The sequence below is a fragment of the Geodermatophilus sp. CPCC 205506 genome, from assembly GCF_051383635.1.
GTDB lineage: Bacteria > Actinomycetota > Actinomycetes > Mycobacteriales > Geodermatophilaceae > Geodermatophilus.
In genome coordinates this window covers 12607-31110 of sequence record NZ_JALPKP010000059.1, presented here as the reverse complement: position 1 = coordinate 31110, position 18504 = coordinate 12607, and the positions used below count along the sequence as shown (strand labels likewise).

At 73.5% G+C, this 18504-nt stretch carries 17 protein-coding genes; 8 read left to right on the top strand and 9 right to left on the bottom strand.

Annotated features, from left to right (window positions below; genetic code table 11):
- Positions 1-184: 184 nt before the first annotated feature.
- On the bottom strand, positions 185-1450 hold the full coding sequence (locus MY520_RS24170; protein ID WP_436695235.1) for a 3-deoxy-7-phosphoheptulonate synthase: 1266 nt from the start codon (positions 1448-1450) through the stop codon (positions 185-187).
- A 257-nt stretch (positions 1451-1707) separates the two neighbouring features.
- Between MY520_RS24170 and MY520_RS24165 the strand changes: the two genes are divergently transcribed.
- Positions 1708-2196: a hypothetical protein gene (locus tag MY520_RS24165; RefSeq protein ID WP_436695234.1), complete on the top strand. Its 489-nt coding sequence runs from the start codon at positions 1708-1710 to the stop codon at positions 2194-2196.
- A 56-nt stretch (positions 2197-2252) separates the two neighbouring features.
- Positions 2253-2702, top strand: a complete 450-nt coding sequence (locus tag MY520_RS24160) for an ester cyclase (protein WP_436695233.1) — start codon at positions 2253-2255, stop codon at positions 2700-2702.
- A 39-nt stretch (positions 2703-2741) separates the two neighbouring features.
- Here MY520_RS24160 and ilvA read toward each other — a convergent pair whose 3' ends face one another.
- Entirely contained in the window at positions 2742-4025 is a 1284-nt protein-coding gene (ilvA, locus tag MY520_RS24155; protein WP_436695232.1) for a threonine ammonia-lyase IlvA, read from the bottom strand.
- 97 nt (positions 4026-4122) lie between these two features.
- Between ilvA and MY520_RS24150 the strand changes: the two genes are divergently transcribed.
- Positions 4123-4446, top strand: a complete 324-nt coding sequence (locus MY520_RS24150) for an SRPBCC family protein (RefSeq protein ID WP_436695231.1) — start codon at positions 4123-4125, stop codon at positions 4444-4446.
- A gap of 40 nt (positions 4447-4486) precedes the next feature.
- Here the strand turns inward: MY520_RS24150 and MY520_RS24145 are convergent, their stop codons facing one another.
- Complete coding sequence (locus MY520_RS24145; protein ID WP_436695230.1) at positions 4487-5065, bottom strand: TetR/AcrR family transcriptional regulator; 579 nt, start codon at positions 5063-5065, stop codon at positions 4487-4489.
- 235 nt (positions 5066-5300) lie between these two features.
- Here MY520_RS24145 and MY520_RS24140 point away from each other — a divergent pair, with 235 nt between their 5' ends.
- The 5 genes from MY520_RS24140 (at position 5301) to MY520_RS24120 (ending at position 10320) form a co-directional block, all read left to right on the top strand.
- Positions 5301-6656 (top strand): flavin monoamine oxidase family protein, encoded by a 1356-nt coding sequence (locus MY520_RS24140; protein ID WP_436695229.1) that lies wholly within the window; start codon positions 5301-5303, stop codon positions 6654-6656.
- Positions 6657-6682: 26 nt separating this feature from the next.
- Positions 6683-6979, top strand: coding sequence for a hypothetical protein (locus MY520_RS24135; RefSeq protein ID WP_436695228.1), 297 nt, complete (start codon positions 6683-6685; stop codon positions 6977-6979).
- A 56-nt stretch (positions 6980-7035) separates the two neighbouring features.
- Positions 7036-8541 (top strand): APC family permease, encoded by a 1506-nt coding sequence (locus MY520_RS24130; RefSeq protein WP_436695227.1) that lies wholly within the window; start codon positions 7036-7038, stop codon positions 8539-8541.
- 34 nt (positions 8542-8575) lie between these two features.
- Positions 8576-9409 carry a MoaF C-terminal domain-containing protein gene (locus tag MY520_RS24125; RefSeq protein ID WP_436695226.1) on the top strand — a complete coding sequence of 278 codons (834 nt, stop codon included), beginning with the start codon at positions 8576-8578 and terminating at the stop codon, positions 9407-9409.
- Between the two features lie 128 nt (positions 9410-9537).
- On the top strand, positions 9538-10320 hold the full coding sequence (locus MY520_RS24120) for a DUF899 family protein (RefSeq protein WP_436695225.1): 783 nt from the start codon (positions 9538-9540) through the stop codon (positions 10318-10320).
- A 31-nt stretch (positions 10321-10351) separates the two neighbouring features.
- Here MY520_RS24120 and MY520_RS24115 read toward each other — a convergent pair whose 3' ends face one another.
- The 6 genes from MY520_RS24115 to MY520_RS24090 all read right to left on the bottom strand — a co-directional run bounded on the left by MY520_RS24115 (position 10352) and on the right by MY520_RS24090 (position 18452).
- Complete coding sequence (locus MY520_RS24115; RefSeq protein WP_436695224.1) at positions 10352-11767, bottom strand: hypothetical protein; 1416 nt, start codon at positions 11765-11767, stop codon at positions 10352-10354.
- Between the two features lie 191 nt (positions 11768-11958).
- Positions 11959-12936 carry an ABC transporter substrate-binding protein gene (locus MY520_RS24110; RefSeq protein ID WP_436695223.1) on the bottom strand — a complete coding sequence of 326 codons (978 nt, stop codon included), beginning with the start codon at positions 12934-12936 and terminating at the stop codon, positions 11959-11961.
- A gap of 97 nt (positions 12937-13033) precedes the next feature.
- On the bottom strand, positions 13034-14833 hold the full coding sequence (pabB, locus tag MY520_RS24105; RefSeq protein ID WP_436695222.1) for an aminodeoxychorismate synthase component I: 1800 nt from the start codon (positions 14831-14833) through the stop codon (positions 13034-13036).
- Positions 14830-16200 carry a bifunctional folylpolyglutamate synthase/dihydrofolate synthase gene (locus tag MY520_RS24100; protein ID WP_436695221.1) on the bottom strand — a complete coding sequence of 457 codons (1371 nt, stop codon included), beginning with the start codon at positions 16198-16200 and terminating at the stop codon, positions 14830-14832. The genes pabB and MY520_RS24100 overlap by 4 nt, the downstream gene beginning before the upstream one ends.
- 19 nt (positions 16201-16219) lie before the next feature.
- On the bottom strand, positions 16220-17068 hold the full coding sequence (gene purU / locus MY520_RS24095; protein ID WP_436695220.1) for a formyltetrahydrofolate deformylase: 849 nt from the start codon (positions 17066-17068) through the stop codon (positions 16220-16222).
- Positions 17069-17078: 10 nt separating this feature from the next.
- On the bottom strand, positions 17079-18452 hold the full coding sequence (locus MY520_RS24090; protein WP_436695219.1) for an L-serine ammonia-lyase: 1374 nt from the start codon (positions 18450-18452) through the stop codon (positions 17079-17081).
- Positions 18453-18504 lie beyond the last annotated feature (52 nt).

Sequence of the window (18504 nt, the reverse complement as noted above, 5' to 3'; positions counted from 1 at the left end):
GCAACCGCCCGCCCAGCAGCGGCCGCTCACCCAACCAGCCGACCAGCACCTCCTCGATGCCGGTCTGCTCCACCGCCGTCGCTGCCACGAACCGAACACACGTTCGACCTACGACGGTTCCGGCTCCGCGAGCCGGGCCTCACGGAGTCGGGGCCGAACGGGTGAGCGCAGGTCGTCGCCGAGCTCAGCCGGCCCGCCGGGCTCCGTCCCCGACACCGACGTCGCGCCGCGCCCGGGCGGCGCGCGCGAGCTCGTCGAGCAGCGCCGCGGTCGTGTCGAGGTCGACGCAGGCGTCGGTCACGCTCTTGCCGTACTCCAGTGCGTCGGGGTGCTCCTGGTCCAGGTCCTGACGGCCGGCGACGAGGTTGCTCTCCACCATCACGCCCCGGATCGCCTGCTGGCCGGCCGCGATCTGGCCGGCCAGGTCGTGCACGACGTCGATCTGGCGCAGGTGGTTCTTCTGGCTGTTGCCGTGCGAGGCGTCGACCACGACCACCGCCGGCAGGCCGCGGTCCCGGAGCCTCGCCGTGGTGTCGGCGATGTGGGCGGCGGAGTAGTTCGGCCCGTTCCGGTCCCCGCGCAGGATCACGTGGCCGGTCTCGTTGCCCGTCGTCGACAGCTGGGCGGTCATCCCGTGGCGGTCGACGCCGAGGAACTCGTGCGGCGCCCGCGCGGAGACGACGGCCTGGACGGCGGCCTCGATGCTGCCCTCCGGTGAGTTCTTGAAGCCGATGACCGACGAGAAGCCCGACACCCGCTCGCGGGCGGTCTGGTCGGTGACGTTGCGCGCGCCGACGCCGTTGTAGGTCACCAGGCCGTCGAGGTACTGCGGGGTCAGGGCGTTGAGCGGCTCGGCGGCGACCGGGACGCCCATCGCGGTGATGCGGCACATGAGCATCCGCGTCGCGATCAGGCCGACGCTGATGCGGTTGGAGCCGTCGAGGTAGGGGTCGTAGGCGAAGCCCTTCCAGTCGACCTCGGTCCGCGGCTTCTCCGTGTACGCGCGCATGACGATCTCGAGGTCGTCGCCGTGCCGCTCCCGCATGCGACCGAGGAAGGCGGCGTACTCCAGCGTGGCGACCGGATCGTGGATCGAGCACGGGCCGGCGATGACGGCCAGCCGGCCGTCGGCACCGGCGACGATGTCGGTCATCGCGCGGCGGCCGGCCCGGGTCGTGGTGGCCGACCGGGCCGACAGGGGCACGATCGTCGCGACCGCCTCCGGGGTGACGACGATGCTCAGGCCGGCGATCCTGGCGTTCACCAGGCCGGTCAGGTCGACCGCCTCGGCGTCGTCGTAGCCCAGCCGCCGCCGGACCTCGGGCAGGAGTTCGGACTGGGTGGCGTCCATCTGCCGGTTCACCCGGCTCTGCACGTCCAGCAGGTGGTCAGCGATGTGGCTCGCCGCGTCCAGGATCTGCTCGGCCGGGATGTCGGCGTGCTGTGCCATCGTGCCTGCTCCTGGGAAGCCTCGGGCAGCCGCGTCGCTCGCGACCGGGGGACCGCCCGGCGACTCGCGCGCCGGACGCCGCCCCAGTCTGCCCGAGCACCGGGAAGGGTCCGGCGTCCGGTGGATCCCGGAGCGCGGGAGGATCCGAGACCGCCTCGGCGCGTTCAGGGGCCAACGGCCCTGCCTCTGGGCGGAGAGCGGGCGGACAGTCGTGCCACCCGGCCGACGGACCCACCCCACCTGTCGAGGAGACCGCCATGGCGCACCGACGCACCCTGCGGGCCGCAGCACTCGGGACCACCCTGCTCGCCACCGCGCTCGTCGTGCAGGCGGCCACCGCGAGCGCCGACCAGGACGATTCCCGCGGCTCCGGGGGCGAGGAGGTCACGCTCGAGTTCGCCGTCGTCACGAGCCCGTTCTCCTACACCGATCTCGGCGTCCCGGGACCGTCCGCGGCCGACGTCATCGTCTTCAACGACGTCCTGGAGCAGGACGGCCGGCCGGTCGGCCACGAGGTGGGCAGTTGCGTGGTGGTCGATCCGTCCGGGCTGGCGAACTGCACCGCCGTCGTCACCCTCGACGGGCAGGGGACGATCGCCTACGCGTTCGAGAACGCGCCGCCACCGGAGAAGACCCTGGCGATCACCGGGGGGTCCGGCGACTTCCGGGCCGCCCGGGGAGACGGCGTCTTCGTGGAGAGCGGGGAGGAGACCGGCACGCTGACCCTGCGGGTGCGGCTGCGCTGACGGTCCCGAGCCCCCACACGGACAGCGGGGGACCTCCCGACCCCGATGGAGGAGTCATGGCAACGACCGCGAACCAGCCCCTGTCCGAGTCCACCGCCCGTGCCGCCTTCGACCGCTTCGGTGCGGCCTGGGTGGACGGTGACATGTCGGGTGTCGAGGAGCTCTTCGCCGACGACGTCACCTACCACGTGCCGCCGTTCCCGGACATGGGCAAGGCCGAGCTCCTCGACTTCATCGCCGGCTTCCGGGCCGGCTTCCACGACTTCGAGTTGTTCCACGACGAGGACGTCGTCGCCGGCTCCACCTCCGTGCACCGGTGGCACTGCGCCGGCACGTTCGCCGGGAAGGCGCCCCTGCTGCCGGTGGAGCCGACCGGCCGGCACACGACCGCGAGCGGCAGCCTGGTCTTCCACTGGTCGAACGGCAGGGTGACCGAAGCCTGGCACTTCGGCGACTGGATGGGGTGGCTGACCCAGGCAGGGGTCCTGCCCCCGCTGGCCCCCTGAGCAGCGTCGTCGGGTCGCCTGCCGCCCCGGGGTCGACCGTCAGACCAGGAAGCGGTAGGCGGTGGTCCCCGGGGCCAGGTGCTGGATGCGCAGCGGGCTGTCCTCGATCCGGGCCAGCAGCGCGGGCAGGCTGGCGGCGCTGCCCAGCTCGATGCCGGTCAGCGCGGCGCCGGTCTCCCGGTTGTCCCGTTTGACGTACTCGAACAGCACGATGTCGTCGTCCGGGCCGAGGACCTCGTCGAGGAAGCGGCGCAGCGCACCCGGCTCCTGGGGGAACTCGATGAGGAAGTAGTGCTTGACCCCCTTGTGGACCAGGGACCGCTCGACGACCTCGGCGTACCGGCTGACGTCGTTGTTGCCGCCCGAGAGCAGGCACACCACCGTCTGGCCGGGCTCCACCGCGACCAGTCCGCCGGCCAGCGCGGCGCTGGCGAGGGCCCCGGCGGGCTCGGCGATCACCCCGTCGACCTGGTAGAGGTCGAGCATCTCGGAGCAGATCTGCCCCTCCGGCACGGCGACCAGCTCGGCACCGGAGTCGCGGACCAGCGGGTACGTCACCTCCCCCACCCGCCGGACGGCGGCGCCGTCGACGAACGTGTCCATCTCGGGCAGCTCGACCGGCCGGCCGGCGGCCAGCGCGGCGGCCATGCTCGCCGCCCCGGCGGGCTCCACCCCGACCACCCGGGTGCCGGGGCTGTGCAGCCGCAGCCAGGTCGCGCAGCCGGCCAGCAGCCCTCCCCCGCCGACCGGGAGGACCACGACGTCCGGCCGCCGGTCGCCGCACTGCTCCAGCAGCTCGACGGCGACCGTCGCCTGGCCGGTCACGGTGGACAGGGCGTCGAACGCCGGCACCAGCGTGGTCCCGGTGGCCGCCGCGTGCGCCGCCGCCGCGGCCGCCGCCTCGTCGTAGGAGTCGCCGGTGACGACGAGCTGCACCACGTCCCCACCGAGCGCGGCGATCCGCTCCCGCTTCTGCCGCGGGGTCGTCCCGGGGACGAAGACGTGGCCGCGCACCCCGAGCACGCGGCAGGCGTAGGCGACGCCCTGTCCGTGGTTGCCCGCGCTGGCGCAGACGACGCCGGCCGCCCGGTGCCCGGCGTCGAGCCGGCTGATCGTGGTGTAGGCGCCGCGCACCTTGTAGGAGCGGCCGATCTGGAGGTCCTCGCGCTTGAGCCGGACGTCGGCTCCCGTGGCCGCCGACAGCCGGGCGTTGCGCTGCAGCGACGTCACCTCGGCGATGCCGGCGAGCCCGCGGGCGGCCGCCCGCACCTCGGCCGTGAACCGCTCGTGGTCCGGCACCGGCAGCCGCGTCGAGGTCGTCACGTCACCATCCTGGACGGCGGCCGTCGCGGCGACCGCGCCGGGACGGGTCCCGCTGCGCTCCTCCCGGGCGACCAGGGCGGCGACGATCGTGCGGAGGGTGAGGCCGGGCTCGTCGCTGGACGGGCGCAGCGGCGGGGACCGCCTCCCCCGGCTGACCGACGAGCAGGCCCGGCACACGCTGTACCTCGTCCTCGCGCCCGACCTCATCACCCTGGAGCCGGACTGCGTGATGACCCACCGGCTGGTCCCGCTGGCTCACGGCGAGACGTTCGTCGAGTGCTCGTGCCTGTTCCCGCGCGAGGTGGCGGAGCGTCCGGGCTTCGACCCGTCGCACGCGGCGGCGTTCCGGGACATCACCAACCGGCAGGACTTCGCCGCCCGCGAGTCGGTGTACCGGGGCATCCTCAGCAACGGCGGTTGAGCTGGGACGCCCGCCGGCCGCTGGGCCGGGAGGGCCTCCGTCAGCGCAGCCGTCCCAGAAGGCTCCGCAGCCGGTCGATGGCCGCCTCGGTCGCGGCGGTCTCCCCCAGGCAGACCTGCTGGAACACCAGGCCGTCGAGGGCCGCGAAGACCAGGTGCACGAGGTCCGGATCGTCGGGCAGGCCACAGGCCTCGAGCTCCGTGCGGAGAGCCTCCCGGTAGGCCAGGTAGAGACGCTCGACGTGCGGTCGCAGCTCGGGTCGCCGGCGCGACTCCAGGATCAGCTCGTACTGGAAGACGGCGTCGTCGGTGTCCTGCTCGAACCAGGCGCTGACGCCCACGAACAGCGCGTCGACGTCGCCGCTCCCGGGCGCCGAGCTCAGCGAGGCGATGCCGTGGTCGAGGGAGAACTGCAGCGCCTCGTCGAGCAGCGCGTCCCGTGAGCCGAAGTGGTGCGCGACCAGGCCGTGCGCGACACCCGCCTCCGCGGCCACCGCGCGGTACGTCAGGTGGCGCAGCCCCCGCCTCGCGCCGACCCGCACGGCTGCTGCCAGGAGGGCACTGCGGCCCTCCCCGTACCGGGGTCCCCCACGATCCGGGACTGCCTCGACCACCGTCATGTTCCCCGCTCCTCCCCCGCGCCCCTGCTCCGAACCGGTGCGCCTGCTCCGACGCCAAGGATGCCGCAACGAATTTCGGCTGTCCACTTGACCAGTTCTGGGCCCGTGCGGCATCTTCTGTGCCAGCGGTCACAACTGTCCATCTGGTCAGCGACCGTCGCAGACACCGCCCGCGGCTCCGCCCGGCCCATCCAGCAGGTCCCCCGGGACACCAGCGCCTCGTCGAGGAGATCCCATGCCCTCCACCCAGGACGCCGACGTCATCGTCATCGGCGCGGGTTTCGCCGGCGTGACCGCCGCACGCGAGCTGCGGCGACACGGCCACCGCGTGCTCATCGTGGAGGCCCGCGACCGCACCGGAGGCCGGACCTGGACCGAGCGCCGGCTCGGCCGCGACCTGGAGCTGGGCGGCACCTGGGTGCACTGGGTCCAGCCGCACTCCTGGGCCGAGCTGAGCCGCTACGGCATCGACGTCGTCGCCTCGCCGACGCCGATCGACGGCTTCTGGATCACCGGCGGCGAGCTGCACCGGGGCACCGCCGACGAGCTGCTGGAGCTCCTCGACCGCGGGATGAGCGCCAGCACCGAGGAGGCCCTCACCTGGTTCCCGCGGCCCTACGAGCCGTTGCTCCTGGGTGACCGGCTCCGGGAGATCGACGGGACGTCGATCCGGCAGAGGCTGGAGCAGGCCGGCCTGACCCCGGGCGAGTTCGACGCCGTCGAGGGCATGTGGGCCACCAACTTCAACGGCCCCACCGACGTCGGCGGCTATGCACAGGCGCTCCGGTGGTGCGCGCTGGCCGGTGGCAGCTGGCAGCTCATGTTCGAGGCCTGCGCCACCTACAAGATCGTCGGTGGCACCCGCCGCCTGATCGAGGCGATGCTGGCCGACTCCGGCGCCGAGGTCCGTCTCGGCGCGCAGGTCACCGCGGTGGCCCAGGACGGCGGCGCGGCCACCGTGTCCCTCGCCGACGGGGCGACCCTCACCGCGGCCGCCGTGGTCGTCACCCTGCCCCTCGACGTGCTGGACAGCATCACCTTCGACCCGCCGCTGTCGGACACCAAGCGGCGGGCCGCCCACCAGGGCCAGACGTCGATGGGCACCAAGATCTGGGCCCGGCTCCGCGGCGAGCACCAGCCCTTCGTCGCGCTCGCCCCCGGCTCCGCGCCCCTGACGCTGTGCCAGGTCGAGTCCGTCGAGGACGGCACCACCGTGGTGGTGGCCTTCGGGGCCGACAGCCGGCGACTCGACGGCACCGACCGGGCCGCCGTGGAACGGGCCCTGCGCGGCTGGCTGCCCGACGTCGAGGTCCTCGAGGTCGCCTGCCACGACTGGGTGGCCGACCCGTTCTCCGGCGAGACGTGGCCCATGCAGCGGGTCGGCCAGCTGACCGGGGCCCTGGCGGAACTCCAGCGCCCCGAGGGCCGCGTGGCCCTGGCCGGGGCCGACTACGCCAGTGGCTGGGCCGGCTTCATCGACGGCGCCATCGAGAGCGGAATGCGCGCCGCCCGCCACGTGCACGACCTGATCGGCGCCCCCGTGCGCCTCGCGACCGTGCCCGCCCCGAGCCCGGCGCTCGCCGGGTCCTGAGTCCCCACCCGCAGAAGGAGCCCACCGTGTCGCAGCACCTCGTCGAGTTCGTCCACCTCCGCGTCCACGAGGGCCAGGAGGAGGAGTTCCTCGCCAGCCGGCCCGGCGCCGTGGCCGCCGTCGCGGCCGCCATCCCCGGCTTCGTCGCCGCACCGGTCATCGCCAGGGGCGAGGACGGCCTCTGGACCGACGTCTGGATCTACGACAGCACCGAGCAGGCCGAAGCGGCCAACGCCAAGGCCGCGGACATGCCCGAGTTCCTGCGGATGGCCGCGGTCAGCGAGGTCGTCTCCATCGACATGGCCTGGATGCCGGTCGACTGACCGGCCGCCCCTCGACGCCGCTCGCACCGACCCCCACTCCCCCGAAGGACGCCACCATGACCCCCACGCACGACGAGGTCGAGGCCACGCCCCACCTCCACAAGACGCTGACCTGGAAGGACGGGCTCGCCCTGTCCATCGTCAGCGTGAACGGACTGTTCGTCACCCTGGGCTTCGCCGTCGGCGTCCTCGGGGCCTGGACGGCGATCGCCATCTGGATCACCGGATCCGTCATCGGGCTCCTGCAGAACCGCCTCTTCGCCGAGCTGGCCGCGATGTTCCCCGGGAAGTCGGGCGGCGTCGCCCGCTACGCGATCGAGGGCTGGAAGCGGTACTTCGCACCGCTGGGCGCGATCGCCTCCTTCGGGTACTGGATCGGCTGGTCCCTGGCGATCGCGGTGACCGCGTCCGCGCTCGGCGGCATCATCCAGGCGGAGTGGTTCGCCGGCTCGACGTCGACGGTGTCCTTCCTCGGCAACGAGCTCGGTCTCGGGCACGTCTTCGCGATCATCTCGGTCTGGGCCGCCTGGGCGGTCAACTACGTCGGCATCCGCCTGGCGGCCACGGTGAACAAGGTCGTCGGCGTCATGGTCACCGTCGCCCTGGTGGTCGTCGTCGTGGCCGCGCTCGTGCAGGGCCAGTGGGACGCCGCCAACCTCACCTGGGGTCCGGGGGCGACGTTCAGCGCCGTGATCGTCTGGTTCTACATCACCGCGTGGACCACCTACGGCGTGGAGATCGCCGCGTCCTTCGCGCCCGAGTACAAGGACACCGTCCGCGACACCGCCAAGGCGCTGAAGGCGACGTCGACCTTCATGCTCATCGCCTTCGTCGCCATCCCGATCGGGGTCACCGGCGCGATCGGCGAGGGGACGCTCACCGAGAACCCCGTCGGCTACATCACCGTGGCGTTCGACCAGCTCTTCGGCGGCCAGGGCTGGATCGGGACCCTCGTCCTCGTCTTCTCCCTGTGGCTGGCGATGGTCTCGACCACGGCGGACGGCGGCCGGGCGCTCTACGGGCTGGCCCAGGAGGGCATGACCATCCGCCAGCTCGACTGGCTGAACCGGTGGGGCGTCCCGGGTCGCTCGCTCACCATCGACGCGGTCATCAACACCGCGCACCTCCTGCTGCTGTCGTCCTCGGTGGCGATCCTGCTGGCCAGCAACCTCGGCTACATGACGGCGATCACCCTCGGCGTCGGCGCCTTCCTCCTCCTGCGCAAGGACCGGCCCGGCTGGCCGCGGCCGATCCGCCGCGGGCGGATCTGGATCCCGGTCGCGACGGTGATCTTCGTCCTCAACGTGTTCATCACCCTCTGGGGCGCGACGCACCCGTCCGACGCCGGCTACGGCGGCATGCGGGAGTCCCTGATCGGCATCGGGATCCTGGCGCTGTCGGTGGTGCTCTTCGTCTACCGCCAGGTCGTGCAGGACAGGCGCCCCATCCAGTGGCGGGACCTCAGCGAGGACTCCCCGAGCCCCGAGGCGATCGCCGCGGCCGCTCCTCCGTCCGCGGCACCCACGGTCCGGGACGTCCCCGGCGTCACCCCCCGCTCCTGACACCCCCGACCCGCACCGATCCGGAGGACCTCCGATGACCACCGCCACCACCTTCAGCTGGGCCAAGGACGACTGGACGTCGCTCACCGAGATGGCCGACGGCTTCGACGAGTACCGCCCGCCGCTCTCCACGGCGCTCGAGGGACAGCGCCTGGAACTGCGGTGCCGTGTCCCCGACGACCTCGGCTCCGATGTCACGCTGGTGCACGAGTTCGGCGCGGAGACCCTGCGGTGGACGCTGCAGGAGGGCGGCGCCACCCGGGAGGGCACCGAGACCCACGAGCTGTTCGAGATGCAGCCGGGCCTGTTCTTCCTGCACTACCGCCGCAGCGGCGACGACCACCCCGTGGTCGTGACGATGGCCCTCGACACGCGCAGCGGCCAGGCGACCGGCGCCGTCGGCGAGCTCGGGCTGGAACCGGACCCGCACCTGGCCCGTCAGCAGTGGTTCCAGGGACAGCTCGCCGACTCCGACGCCACCGCCGGCGGCGCCCACCCGCGCACGACCGAGCTGCTCGGCCACCGGATCCGCTACGCGTACAGCAGCGACGACGTCTACGACCACGTCTACCTCAACCAGCACCTCTTCACCTGGATCTGCCTCGGCGGCGCCGAGCTCGGCGTCGGGGACACCGACCGCGCGACCTACTGGAAGCTGCGCGAGCAGACCTACCTGTTCTCCTGGCTGGAGAAGAACGTGGGCGTCGAGGGGATGGTGCTCATCGACCTGGCGGCGCGTCGCACCGTGGGCATCCAGTTCGGTCTCGACCAGGCGACCGGCGACCTGGTGAACATCACCATGGGTGCCCACGCCCTCGACCTGGGGCGGGTGCCCGGCGTGGACGAGAGCCGACCGGGTCCTGCCTGACGATCCGGGATCCGGTCCGGCCCGGCCGACGGCCCCGCCGCGATGAGTTCCGGCGGGGCCGTGGGTCTGTCCTGGTGTCGGCGGACGTCGGACGACGGCGCCCGGCACCAGACACCACGGAGGACGCCATGACGACCACGCCGAGGAACCCGACCACCGCGCTGCCCGGCCGCCCGCCCGTCGTCGACCTGGCCACCTGGCAGGCCGCCCGGAACGAGCTCCTGGTCCGCGAGAAGGCCCACACCCGCGCGGGCGACGCCCTCGCCGCCGACCGCCGTCGGCTGCCGATGGTGGAGTTCGACGGGACGGTCGAGGTCGTGGGACCCGACGGCCCGGTCCCGTTCCTGGACCTGTTCCAGGGGCGTGACGAGCTCGTGGTCTACAAGCACATGTGGTACGACGGCGCGCCGCACCAGGGGCAGTGCGAGGGCTGCACCATGACGACCTGGCAGCTGAAGGACGCCGTCTACCTCAACGCCCGCGGCGTCTCGTTCGCCATCCTGACCACGGGCCGGTGGGACGAGGTGGCCGCCTACGTCGAGTTCATGGGCTACACCCAGCCCTGGTACTCCGTGCGCGACGTCGACGAGCCGGTCGGCGGCGCGATGGGCTACCTCACCAGCTACCTGCGCGACGGCGACCGCGCGTTCCTCACCTACTCCACGACCGGCCGTGGCAACGAGCCGGTGGCCGGGTCGTTCGGCCTGCTCGACCGGACGCCGTACGGCCGTGGCGAGGCGTGGGAGGACAAGCCCGAGGGCTGGCCCGAGGGGAGTCACCCGTGCTGGTACTGGCGTTCGGACGCGGACGGGAACCCCACCTGGGGCCCGACCAGCCGGCCCGTGCCGCAGTGGACCCGCCCCGGCGCGACCCCCGTGGAGACCCTCGGCCGGCACGGCGACCACCACTGACGCGCCGTCGGCAGCGGTGTCAGGTGCGACGCTAGCGAGCCCGGCGTCCCGGCTCGCCGAGCCCGCCGACCAGGCGTGGCGGGTCGTACTCCACGAACCTGGCGGTGGTCCCGAGCTCCAGGGCGTCCGCTGCGGCGTTCAGCCGGTCCGGGCGGGCCGCGCCGGCCCACCGGCCGGCCTCGATCCGCCGCTCGAGGGCCTGCAGGGCCGCGACCTGCTCGGCCGGCTGGAACCGGCAGTGCCCGGCGCCCTCGACGTAGGCCTGCCGCAGGAGCCGGTCGTCACCGGCCCGGTCCACCTGCTCGGCGTACCAGTCCTCGTGCTCCACCGGCACGAGCTCGTCGGCCGTGGTGTGGATGGCCAGCTGCGGGACCTCGAGGTCACCGGTCACCATCGAGGTGCGGGTCAGCTCGGCGACGGCGTCCGGATCGGCCTCGATGTCCGCGTCCCGGGTGAGGGTGGCCAGGTCGGCGTCCAGGTCGAGCCCGGCCTCGCGGTAGAGGGCGCGGACCTGCTCGGCGTGCACGCTGCTGTCCAGCAGCTCCCGGTAGTCCACGCCGGCGTTGTAGGCGCTGTTGCCGCCGGCCACGAGCTCGATCTGCTGCCGGCCGGTCACGTACCGCTCCAGGCCGCGGTCCACCAGCGCCTCGAACTGCTCGACCTGCTGGGCCGCGTAGTCGTCCGGCGCCGCCGGTCCCTCGCCCGGGTCACCCTCGGGGTCGTCGACGTACCAGGTGGCCATGTTGAGGAAGGCCGAGGCCAGGGCGATGCGGGCGCGTCCCTCCGCGGTGTCCTGCGCCGCGGTGACCGCGGCGATCAGGTCGGCGGCGGCCTGGGCAGCCTGCTCGGGGCTCTCGTAGCGGACCAGCGGTATCGGCTGCCCCGGGGCCAGCAGGTGCGCCAGGGTGTACACGCCGTCGAGCTGGTAGTTGTTCAGGTTGAGCGCCCCGGCGACGAGTCCGCAGGTGGTCAGCACGCCGTCGAGCTCGCCCCGCGGGTCCTGCGCCTGCAGGGCGCTCACCAGCCCGCCCATGGACCGGCCGAACGCGATGGTCCGCTCCGGCTCGACGCCGAGCAGCTCCTCGAACGCGGCGAGCGCGGCGAACTGGTCGTCGACCGCGGTGGCCAGCGCCCACAACGACGGCCCCGAGTAGGACGACCCCACGAGGGCGTACCCCTGCTCGAGCAGCTCCGCCCGGGTCGGCTCGTCCGGGGCGTCCTGGGCCGTCATGGCCCCGAACCCGTGCGCGAAGACGACGACGGTCCCGTTCCACCGCGCCGGCACGTGCGCCAGCCAGTCCGCGCCGCTGGCGAGGTCCCCCCGGTACTCCCCGGGTGGCACCGCCGGCTCCACCGTCGCCGGATCCGCGACGGCCACCGACGACCCACCACCGATCAACACCACGGCCCCGGCCACCGCGGTCAGCCGACTCCCCCACCTGCGCATGACCCCCCACTCCCTGCCCGGCGAGCCGCCCGGCGCGTCGATGTGACGGAGGTCACCCTGCCACCGGCGTGAGCGGGCCCCGGACCCGGGGCGGGTCGTTCGCCGTCGAGGCCCGCGGGTGGCGCGTTCCCCGGGCGCCGGATCGGCACCCGGGGAACGCCCGGACCGGGTCGACCGCAGAGGCGGCAGGGTCAGTCGACCGGTGCGATCAGCGCCTCCAGGTCGTCGACCGGCTCGTCGATGAACCCGAACTCGATCATCGCCTCCTGGGTCACCTCGGCCCGCTCGGTGCTGGGCGCCCGGTCCTCGAGCCACGCCGGCAGGGTCATGCGCCCAGCCAGCTCCGGGGTGAGCTGGGTGTAGGTCGGCAGGATGTCGATGACCTGCTGCGGATCGGACTCGGCCAGCTCCGCCCCGCGCTCCAGGGCGCGGGCGAACGCCGACGTGACCTCGGGGTTCTCCGCGGAGTACTGCGACGTGGTCATGAAGCCGATGACGGGCATCTCGGCCAGCCGCTCGCTGCAGGTCGACGGTTCGGCGACGACCCGCGCGCCCTGGTCCTCGGCGAGAGTGGTGAACGGCTCGCCGATGAAGGCGGCGGCCACGTTGCCCTGCTGGATCGCCGCCGGCATGTCGGGGAACGGGATCTCTACGAGCTCGTAGTCACCCTCCTCCAGGCCACCGGCGGCCATGCACTCCCGGACCTGCAGCTCGACCAGGCCGGCGAGGGTGTTCACCGCGATCCGCTGGCCCCGCAGGTCGGCCTGGGTCTGGTACGGGGCGTTCCCCGCGACCATGATCCCGTTGACGCCCTCCTTCGGGCCGGTCATCTCCCAGACCATCTGCGCGGGCAGGCCCTGGCTGGCCGCCTGGAGCACCGTGGTCCAGTTCGAGCTGCTGAACTGCAGGTCGCCGGCGACCATGGCCGGGAGGGCGGCGGATCCGCCCGCGACCATCTGGGTCTCGACCTCGAGGCCCTCCTCCTCGAAGTAGCCCTCCTGGATGGCGAGGAAGAGCGGGGCGTTGTCCGGGATCGGGAGGGTGCCGACCAGGATCGACACGGGTTCCTCCGGACTCAGCTGCTGCGTGCTCTCGGTGGTGCCCTCGTCGTCACCGCCCCCGCAGGCGACCAGCAGGGCGGCGGCCATGGCGACCGGGACGCCTCGCATGACAGAACGACTGATTGCCACGTGTTCTCCTTCGGATCGGGGCCAGAGGGATCCTGCGCCCTCAGGTCACCGCGCACACCCCGACGCCGTCGACTCGTTAGCCGATCGGTACCGACACCGCCGGCGGGACGGGTTCCCTCGCCGGCGTCCGGCCGCTCAGCTCCGCGGCACGCCATCCGCGCAGCGAGCTGAGGACCGCGATGCCCTCCGCCCGGTCGAGGTCGGCGACGCGGAGCACCCGCTCCCGCAGCCGGCCCGCCTCGAGCAGCCGCGCCCGCTCGACGCCGGGGAGGCAGCCGGATGCCAGCGGTGGCGTCCACCACCGTCCGTCGAGCCGCAGCGCGAGGGAGGCGCGGGTCGTCTCGGTCACCTCGCCCCTGGTGTTGACCAGGACCACGTCGTCGACGTCGGGCCGCCGCCGGGCGCGCCGGTCGTACGGCTCGCGCATGCTGGTCTTGTGGTACAGCCAGGCCTGCCCCGGGTCGACCGGATCGTCGTCGACCGCGAGCAGCACCGGGCCGGCCGCGGGCGCGGGTAGCGCCTCGACGTCGACGGCGAGCGTCCCGTCGCGCCGGAGGCGGAGCCGCACGCGTGCCGCCGGTTCCCCCGCCGGCCGCGCGCCCACCACGCGGCGCGCCGTCGGCAGGTCGAACCGGAAGCCCAGGTGCTCGGCCGAGGCGGCCAGGCGGTGCAGGTGGCGGTCCCGGTTGCGCAGACCACCCTCCGGCTCGTACCGCATCGTCTCCATCAGCTCGAACTCGCGGGGACGGGCGCGGAGGACGGCCGCCTTGGCGAGCACCTCGTCGTGCTCGGCGGCCGCCTCGGAGCCCCAGGTGATGCCGCCCCCGGTGCCGTACACGGCCTCCCCCGTGGTCCGGTCGACCGCGACGGTGCGGATGGCCACGCTGAAGCGGGCCCGCACCGGTGCGCCCGGTGGCCCCACCAGGCCGATGGCTCCGCAGTAGACGCCACGGGGCTCCGGTTCGACGGACCGGATGATCTCCATGGAGCTGGCCTTGGGCGCTCCCGTGACCGACCCGCACGGGAACAGCGCCCGGAAGAGCTCCACCAGCCCGGTCCCGGGGCTGACGCGGGCCGTGACGTCGGAGGTGAGCTGCAGGACGGTCTCGTACCGCTCGACGGTGAAGAGCCTGGGGACGTCGACGCTGCCGATCTCCGCGACCCGGCCGACGTCGTTGCGCAGGAGGTCGACGATCATGACGTTCTCGGCCCGCTCCTTGGGGCTGGCGCACAGCTGCCGGGCCAGGCGCCGGTCCTCGTCCCGGTGCCGTCCGCGCCGCGCCGTCCCCTTCATGGGGCGGAGCAGCAGGTCGTCCCCGCGGCGCTCGAAGAACAGCTCGGGGCTGGCGCTGGCGACGACGAAGCGACCGAGGTCGAGGTAGGCGTTGTGGGCGCCACGCTGGCCCAGCGCCAGGTCCCGGTACAGGTCGAGGGGGTCCCCCGCCACGAGTCCGGACATCCGCACGGTCAGGTTGCACTGGAACGTGTCGCCGGCGGCGATCCGCTCCCGGATGCGCGCGACGCCGTCGGCGTGGCCGGCCGGCGTCCACGCGGGTCGCCACGCCGCTCCTGCCTGCCCTCCACCCGGCCCGGCCGCCTCGAGCGGGGGCACGGGGACCGGCTCGTCGCAGATGCCGAACCACGCCAGCGGCATCCCCAGCGGCGTGGACCGGTGCACCGCCAGGTGCGGATCCAGCCCGGCGGCGGCCTCGTAGGCGACGTACCCGAACGCCCACCGGCCGGCGTCGGTGGCTCGTTGGACCTCGGCCAGCACGCCGACGACCTCACCGGGGTGCTGGGCCACCAGGACCCGGTCCGGAGCGGGACAGCGGACGGCCGTGCCGGACACCAGGTCGTCGAAGCGGGCCCAGCTCACACCGTCGCCCCGGAGACGGCGCCGAGCAGGTGGAACGAGCCGCTGACCACGACCGGCAGCCCCGCCCCGGCCCGCTCCGCGGCGCGGGCCACCGCGCGCGCCGGGTCCTCCTCCACCACGGCCTCGACCCCGCACTCGCCCGCCGCCGTGGCGACCTGCCCGGCGGGGACGGACGTGTCGGCGCGGTGGTCGCCGCCGTCGGTGCGGAACCGGGTCGCGACGACGACGGAGGCCGCCGGTGCGACCACCCGCAGGGCGGCCGCCAGGTCCTTGTCCTGCTTGAACGCGAGCACCCACGGGAAGCGGGCGCCGGGGTGGACCTCGTGCAGGGTCGCCACCAACGAGGCGAGCTTCATCGGGTTGTGCGCTCCGTCGAGGACGGCGGTCCGGCCGCCGATTCCCCGGCGTTCGAACCGGCCGGGCAGGGTGGCGCTCCGCAGCCCCTGCCGGACGGCGTCGGCAGCCATGGCCCACCCGTCCCGGGCGGCGATCGCCTCGACGGCACGCAGCGCGAGGTGGGCGTTGCCGGCCTGGTGCCGCCCGGTCAGGCCGAGGGGCAGGGGCGGCCCGCCCCGGAGGCGGAGCTCGGTGCCGCCCGGCCCGGTCCGGGCCCGCACCGCCGGCGGACCCTGATCGGCCCACCCGAGGGCGCAGCCGCGGCGGGCCGCCTCGGCGCTCAGCACGTCCTCCACCTCGGCGTCCTGGGGGCGAGCCGCGAGCGCCCGCCCCCCGAACGGCAGGATGCCGGCCTTCTGCGCAGCGATCTCGCCGAGCGTGGCCCCGAGCAGGTCCTGGTGGTCCAGGCCGATCGGCGTGATGACCGCGAGCTTGTCCGCCCGGGAGATCGTGTTGGTGGAGTCGAGCAGGCCCCCGACCCCCGTCTCGACCACCCCGTAGTCGACCCGATCGGCGAACAGCCCGAAGGCGACGGCGTTGGTGACCTCGAAGAACGACGGGCGGCCGTGCCCGGCCCGCTCCACCGCCGCCACGGCCGGCCGGATCCGGGCCAGGGCGGCGTCGACGAGCTCGGCGGGAGCCGGCTCGCCGTCCAGCTGGAAGCGCTCGAGGAGGGTGTAGACGTGCGGCGACAGGTGGACGCCGACCCGGAACCCGTGCGCCCGGAGCAGGCTCGCGACGAAGGTGCTCACCGACCCCTTGCCCGCGGTACCCGCCACGTGCACGGCGCGGAAGCGCTCCTGCGGGTGCCCCAGCTCGCCGAAGAGGGCCCGGGCGCGCCCGAGCCCTCCACCCGCCGGACCCCGCTGCGGCCCGAGCTCCTCGTAGAGGTACCGGCGGACGCGGTCGAGCGCGGCGCGGGACGAGGGTGCGCCGGGAGGCGACAGCAGTCCCGCCGTCCCGGTCGCCATCAGCTCGCCCGCTGCCGGCTCACCGGAAGACGACCGTGCTGTGGCCGTTGAGCAGCACCCGGCGCTCGCTGTGCCAGCGCACGGCCCGGGACAGGGCGAGCGCCTCGGCGTCCTGGCCGACGGTGGCCAGCGCGCGCGGGTCGAAGGTGTGGTCGATGCGGATGACCTCCTGCTCGATGATCGGGCCCTCGTCCAGGTCCGGCGTCACGTAGTGCGCCGTCGCGCCGACCAGCTTCACCCCGCGGTCGAAGGCCTGGTGGTAGGGCTTGGCGCCCTTGAAGCCCGGCAGGAAGGAGTGGTGGATGTTGATCGCCCGGCCGTGCAGGGCGGCGCAGGTCTCGTCGGAGAGCACCTGCATGTAGCGGGCCAGGACGACCAGGTCGGCCCGGAGCTCGTCGACCAGCTCGAGCAGCCGCTCCTCGGCCTGCTGCTTGGTCGCCGGCGTCACGGGCACGTGGTGGAACGGCAACCGGGCCGCCTCGGCCATCGGACGCAGGTCCTCGTGGTTGGAGACCACGGCGACGAGCTCGGCGCCGAGGTTGCCGGCGCGCCAGCGGAAGATGAGGTCGTTGAGGCAGTGGCCCAGCTTGGAGACCATGACCAGCACCCGGGGCGGCTGGTCGCCGCTCACCTGGTAGGTCATGCCGAACTCGTCGGCCACCGTCTGGAACGTCGCCGACAAGCGGTCGGTGCCGGTGTCCTGCGAGCAGACGAACTCGGTCCGCAGGAACAGCTGGCCGCGGACGGCGTCGTCGAACTGCTGGTGCTCGACGATGTCGCAGCCGTGCTCGAACAGGAACGAGCTGACCGCGTGCACGATGCCCGGACGCTCCTGGCAGCTGAGCGTGAGGGTGAAGGGGTGGGACACGGGTGCCTCCTCAGCACTCGACGATGTTGAGCGCCAGCCCGCCACGGGCGGTCTCCTTGTACTTGTCCTTCATGTCCGCGCCGGTCTCGCGCATGGTCTTGATCGCCTTGTCCAGCGGGACGTGGTGGCGGCCGTCGCCGCGGATGGCCATGCGGGCCGCGGTGATGGCCTTGACCGAGCCGACGGCGTTGCGCTCGATGCACGGGATCTGCACCAGTCCCCCGACCGGGTCGCAGGTGAGCCCGAGGTTGTGCTCGATGCCGATCTCGGCGGCGTTCTCGACCTGTTCGGGAGTTCCCCCGATCACCTCGGCCAGGCCGGCGGCGGCCATGGAGCAGGCCGAGCCGACCTCGCCCTGGCAGCCCACCTCCGCGCCGGAGATGGACGCGTTCTCCTTGAACAGCAGCCCGATCGCCGCGGCGGTGAGCAGGAACCGCACCACCCCGTCCTCGCAGAAGGAGCCGACGAAGTCGCGGTAGTAGTGCAGGACGGCCGGCACGATGCCGGCGGCGCCGTTCGTCGGCGCGGTCACCACCCGCCCACCGGCGGCGTTCTCCTCGTTGACCGCAAGGGCGTAGAGGGTCACCCACTCCATCGCACGGAGCGGGTCGGTGTCGTCCGGGTGGTCCTCCAGCTGGGCCCGCAGCGCGGCCGCGCGCCGGCGGACCTTGAGCCCCCCGGGCAGGACGCCGGTGGTCCGGGTCCCCTGCTCCACACACTCCTGCATCGCCGACCAGATGTGCAGCAGCCCGGCGCGGATCTCGGTCTCGGTGCGCCAGGAGAGCTCGTTGGCCAGCATCACGTCGCTGATCCGCAGGCCGGTGTCACGGGTGCGGGCCAGCAGCTCCTCGCCGGTGCTGAACGGGTACCGCACGGGCGTGCTGTCCTCGACGATCACCGGGGTGCCGGCCTCGTCCTCGTCGAGGACGAAGCCGCCGCCCACCGAGTAGTACTCACGGCGGAGGAGCTCCGCCCCATCGGCGTCGACGGCGACGAAGAGCATGCCGTTGCTGTGGAACTCCAGCCGCTTGCGTCGGTGCAGCACGACGTCGTCGTCCACCGAGAACGCGATGGGGTGCTTCCCTCCCAGCCGGAGCTCGCCCTCCCGGCGGATGGCCTCGACCCGAGGCTCGGCCGCGAGGGGGTCGACGAGGTCGGGTTGCTCGCCCTCCAGTCCGAGGACGACGGCCTTGACGCTGCCGTGGCCGTGCCCGGTGGCGCCCAGCGAGCCGAACAGCTCGCACCGGACACCGGCCACCCGGTCGAGCAGCCCCTCCGTGGTCAGGCGGGAAGCGAAGGTGCAGGCGGCCCGCATGGGGCCGACGGTGTGCGAGCTGGACGGACCGATTCCGATCTTGAACAGGTCGAAGGCGCTGATGGTCATCCTGTGCCCCCTTTCCGTCGCTGTGTCGAGCACCACCCACGGCTCAGGTACA